Raw genomic sequence first — 4,444 nt, 5'->3', positions numbered from 1 at the left:
CCGTGCTGAGGTCCGCGTAGCGCCGCGCGGGCCCGATCACGCCCCCCACCGCCCGGGATTGAGCAGGCCGTAGGGGTCCGTGCGCGCCGCGAGTGCCCGCACCTGTTCGGTGCCGTGATCCACGCGGTACTGGTGCGGGGAGTGCACCGTCACGCCCAGTTCCTCCAGGACGGGCACGCCCGCGTAGGCGGCGTCCGGGTCGGTGTAGTGCCCGTTGAGCATGCCGAACATCCGGCCGTGGCCGGCCTCGAGGTGCAGGGTCCCGCCCGGGTAGACGGCCTCGACCTCGTCCAGCCGCTCCACCAGGGCGTCGCCCTGGCATTCCATGTGGAACCACGTGTCCGGCTCCGCCTTCTGCAGCCAGTGGGTGGGGTGGTTGTAGGACAGGGTCGAGACCTTGATGCTCTCGTTGACCCCTGAGCGGACCGCCTCCACCACTCCCCCCGCCTCGGTGACCAGCGCGCTCACCCGGTCGACGACCGAGGCGTCGACGATCGCCCGCAGGCTGGCCCGGCCGGGGGGGATGGCCTCGTCGGGCGGCAGACACCCGGCGACGTGGGCGCCGTCCGCCGAGCACAGCCGTGGGGCGGGGTCGAGTCGGTGGATCCGCGGGACCACGGAGAAGGCGTCGTGGTGATCGTCGAAGCTGGCGTAGACGCACCGCCAGTCCTGCAGGGGTTCGATCCGCACGGTGGCGCGCACGATGATCCCCGCGACCCCGTAGGTGTGCACGAACGGCTGGGCGTCGTCGCCCTCCAGGTGCACGATCTCGGCGTCCGGGTGGGCGTAGACCACGTCGAGCGCCTCGACGAACCCCTCGTGGTTGCGGCCGTGGACGATCGTGCCGGTTCCGGCGGACCCCCCGGCGAGGAATCCCCCCAGGGTGGACTGCACGGTCGAGGGATACATCCACAGCTGCGAGCCGTCCCGCGCGAGGCGTTTCTCCAGGCTCATCATGCGCACGCCGGCCTCCGCGGTGACCGTCCCGGCCTCCGGGTCCACGTGGTCGATGCCCCGCAGCGCGGTCAGGTCCAGCACGAGCCCCCCGTGCAGCGGGACCACCTGACCGTAGTTACCGGTGCCCTTGCCACGTGAGGTGATGGGGACGCCGCGCCGGACGGCGGCCCGGACGACGGCGGGGACCTGCTCGACGCTCGTGGGCCGCACGACCACCTCGGGCCGTCCGATGGGCCACTGCGCACGCAGGATGGGGCTCAGGTACGAGCCGTCCTGCGAGGCCTTGTCGAGGCTGCGGTCGTCGGTGAGGACGAGGTCCGGGCCGAGCAGCGCGGTCAGGTCCTCCACGAGTCCGCCCACGTCCGGGGCCGTGGCGACCGGGTGCGTCACCGTCTGGGTCTCGCTCACTGGGGTGCCTTCCTGTGTCGGGTGGTCACTCGGGTGGGGGTCAGTTCATCCCGATGGCCGGGTCGATGAATCGGTTGGTCGCGATGGTCTCCGGGGTGACGTCCTCGGCGATCGAGACGTCGGCGGCCTCGTAGATGCCCGAGACGAGCTCGACGATGTCGGCCAGTCGGTCCTCGTCGAAGTTGCCGATCGTCGAGTCGGGACCGTTGCCGACGATCTCGCGCTCGAGCATGGCCTCGACGGCGAAGTCGGCCAGTTCGTCGCTGTAGACCCACCCGGTGTTGAACTGCTCGACGGCGTCGACGATCACCTCGTTGGTGCGGCTGGGGTCGGCGAAGTACTCGACCTCGGCCTGCTGCAGGACCGGCACCAGCATCTCCAGGCAGGCGGCGTTGTCCTCGAGCTCGGCCGAGCGCACCGCCATCATGGACTTGTAGATCGGGTATCCGGTGTCGTGGAGCAGCTCGTAGGCCACGGGCTTACCCCACTCGGCGACCTCGTTCTCGTAGATGAACGGCTCGGCGCTGGCGTAGCCCTGCTGCGCGACCGTCCCGCCCGCCGCCACGAAGTTGGACGGCGAGCCGTCGTAGCTGCCGTCGACCTGCGCGGGGTCCAGGATCCCCTCTCCGGTGAGGTAGTCCATGTACGCGTTGCCCTCGAAGTACAGGACCCGGGTGCCCTCGTCCTTGAGGTCGGCGATCCGCGCCACGTCCGGGTAGGTCTCCGGGTCCCACATGATCATCTGCGGGTTGATGTCGAGCGGGGCGAACACCCCGATGGTCGGGTTGTTGAGGGAGTTCTGCACGGCCTGGTCCGAGTCCACGTACCCGAGCATGATGTCGGGATCCTGGTACATCTGCGCGGTCACCTGTTGGAACCCGATCGCCGGACCGCCGGTGCGGATCTCCACGTCCACACCGGTGTACTCCCCGGAGGCGAACAGCGGACCCGAGACCGCCTTGGCCGCGGCGTCGATCGTGGGATCCGGTCCCAGGAGTTCGTAGAGGTGACCGTGTTCGGCCTCCGGGTTCCAGTCCGTCTGGACCACCACGGTGGCGGGGCAGCTCGCGCTGAGGTCCACCGCCCCGATCTCGCCGGTGTAGCCGGACGCGGCCTCGGTCTCGGTGTCGCCACCACCGCAGGCGGTGAGTGTGGCGGCTCCGAGGGTGCACACGGCGGCGACGGAGAGCACGGTCCTGGTGGTGTGGGTGCGGCGCATGGGGGTCTCCTCCCGGGGACCGGATCCGGCCTCCCGTATTGACGTGATCAATATCTATAGTGAAACGGCGCTTCGTTTCGGTTGTGTTGCCGGTCGGGCAGATGTGGGTTAATGCGCAGACGTGGGTTGATGCACAGACGTGGGGGGACGCACGGCGACCGTCACCGCTGGTCCTCGGCGTTGTACCACCGGCCCACCACCTTGCGGGAGAGCAGCCCGAAGGCCAGGAACACGGCCACACCGAGCAGAGACGCCAGCAGGATGGAGGCGAACAACTCCGGGGACTGCAACCGGGCCCGGTAGGTGTCGATGAGGATGCCGATCCCGGGGTCGCCCTGCTTGAAGAAGAAGTCCCCGACGATCGCACCCACCACGGAGAGCCCGGCGGCCACCCGCAGTCCCTCGAACAGGGCGGGCAGCGCGGCCGGCGCCTCGAGTTTGCGCAGCACGGTCAACCGGCCGGCGTGGTGGAGGCGGAAGAGGCGCCGCAGCCCCGGGTCGACGGACTTGAGTCCGAACAACGTGTTGGAGACGATCGGGAACAGGGCGATGAGCACGCAGACGAACACCCGCGCGGTGAAGCCGAAGCCGAACCAGAAACCGATGAGCGGCACCAACGCGAGGATCGGGATGCACTGCAGCACCACCGCGTAGGGGAACAGGGAGCGCTCCGCCCACGTCTCCTGGCTCATCAGGATGGCCCACACCACGCCGATCACGAACGCGATCGCCAGGCCGGTCAACGCCACCACCGTGGTCCGTTCGAGCGCGTCGAGCATCGCCGGGAGGTTGTCGCCCATGAACCCCTCGGTGATGACGACGTGCGGAGCGGGCATCAGGAAACGCCGCGAGGGTTCGAGCACCACGTAGCTGATGAAGTACCAGACCCCCAGGACCATGGCCAGCACGACGAGCGGACCGCCGATGCGCACCAGCGGGCCGTCCGCGGACAGTCGCGGACGCGAGCGCCTCGCCGTCGTCGTGGTCGTCGCCGACTGCGACCCCGGACCCCCGGACCCGGAGCCGTCGTGGGGACCCGGCTCCTCGCCTGGTGCGATCGACCCGGGCGTGGCGCGACCCGCCCGGAGAGCCTGCGTGGCAGTGGTCGTGTTGTCCATCAGTGTGCCTCCTCGAGTGCCTGGGAAACCTCGCCGACGAGGTTGATGTAGTCAGCCGAGTAGCGGACCTCGGGGTCGCGGGGGACGTCGAAGGGAACCTCGACGGAGTGGATGATGCGACCGGGTCGGCCGGACATCACCACGACGCGGGTGGACAGGTACACCGCCTCCGACACCGAGTGGGTGATGAAGAGGCCCGCGAAGCGCTTGGCGGCGAACAACCCCAGGAGTTCGTCGCCGAGTCGTTGCCGCGTGATCTCGTCGAGCGCGCCGAACGGCTCGTCGAACAGGAACAGTTCCGGCTCGAGCGTGAGCGACCGCGCCAGCGACACCCGCATCTTCATGCCGCCGGACAGCTCGCGCGGCAGGGACCGCTCGAAACCGGACAGCCCCACGAGGTCGATCGCCTCCTGCGCCCGCCGACGCCGTTCGGTCTTCCCGATCCCGTCGAGCTCGGCCAGCATCTCGACGTTCTGCGCGACGGTGCGCCACGGCAACAGCGTGGCGTCCTGGAAGACGTACCCCACCCGGTCGGTGCCGGTCTGCATGTAGCCGTCGGTGTGTTCCGCGAGCCCCGAGGCCAGGCCGAGGAGCGTGGATTTGCCGCAGCCCGAGGGCCCCACCACGCTGACGAACTCGCCCGCCCCCACGCGCAGATCCACGCCCTCGAGCGCGCGCGTGCCGTTGGGGTAGGTGACGCCGACGTCGGAGAAGCCGAGGATCTCGGCACCCGGTCGCAGGG

4 protein-coding genes are annotated in these 4,444 nt (G+C 69.7%); all 4 read right to left on the bottom strand.

Features of this window, described 5'->3' with window-relative positions; genetic code table 11:
• Positions 1 to 36: 36 nt before the first annotated feature.
• The 4 genes from IY392_RS04725 to IY392_RS04710 all read right to left on the bottom strand — a co-directional run bounded on the left by IY392_RS04725 (position 37) and on the right by IY392_RS04710 (position 4,442).
• Complete coding sequence (locus IY392_RS04725; RefSeq protein WP_194860645.1) at positions 37 to 1,365, bottom strand: FAD-binding oxidoreductase; 1,329 nt, start codon at positions 1,363 to 1,365, stop codon at positions 37 to 39.
• A 40-nt stretch (positions 1,366 to 1,405) separates the two neighbouring features.
• Positions 1,406 to 2,584, bottom strand: a complete 1,179-nt coding sequence (locus IY392_RS04720) for an ABC transporter substrate-binding protein (RefSeq protein WP_194860644.1) — start codon at positions 2,582 to 2,584, stop codon at positions 1,406 to 1,408.
• A 161-nt stretch (positions 2,585 to 2,745) separates the two neighbouring features.
• Complete coding sequence (locus IY392_RS04715; RefSeq protein WP_228549032.1) at positions 2,746 to 3,702, bottom strand: ABC transporter permease; 957 nt, start codon at positions 3,700 to 3,702, stop codon at positions 2,746 to 2,748.
• On the bottom strand, positions 3,702 to 4,442 hold the full coding sequence (locus IY392_RS04710; RefSeq protein ID WP_194860643.1) for an ABC transporter ATP-binding protein: 741 nt from the start codon (positions 4,440 to 4,442) through the stop codon (positions 3,702 to 3,704). Before IY392_RS04710 ends, IY392_RS04715 begins: the two co-directional genes overlap by 1 nt.
• Positions 4,443 to 4,444: the final 2 nt, after the last annotated feature.

It is taken from the genome of Dietzia sp. SYD-A1 (genome assembly GCF_015356725.1).
Classification (GTDB): domain Bacteria; phylum Actinomycetota; class Actinomycetes; order Mycobacteriales; family Mycobacteriaceae; genus Dietzia.
Note: the sequence above shows the minus strand (reverse complement) of the source record. Positions and strands in the feature narration are given on the sequence as shown.

Coding starts and splice junctions, on each gene's coding strand:
- IY392_RS04720 (WP_194860644.1), bottom strand. CDS start 2,584: ATGCGCCGCACCCACACCACCAGGACCGTGCTCTCCGTCGCCGCCGTG.
- IY392_RS04715 (WP_228549032.1), bottom strand. CDS start 3,702: ATGGACAACACGACCACTGCCACGCAGGCTCTCCGGGCGGGTCGCGCC.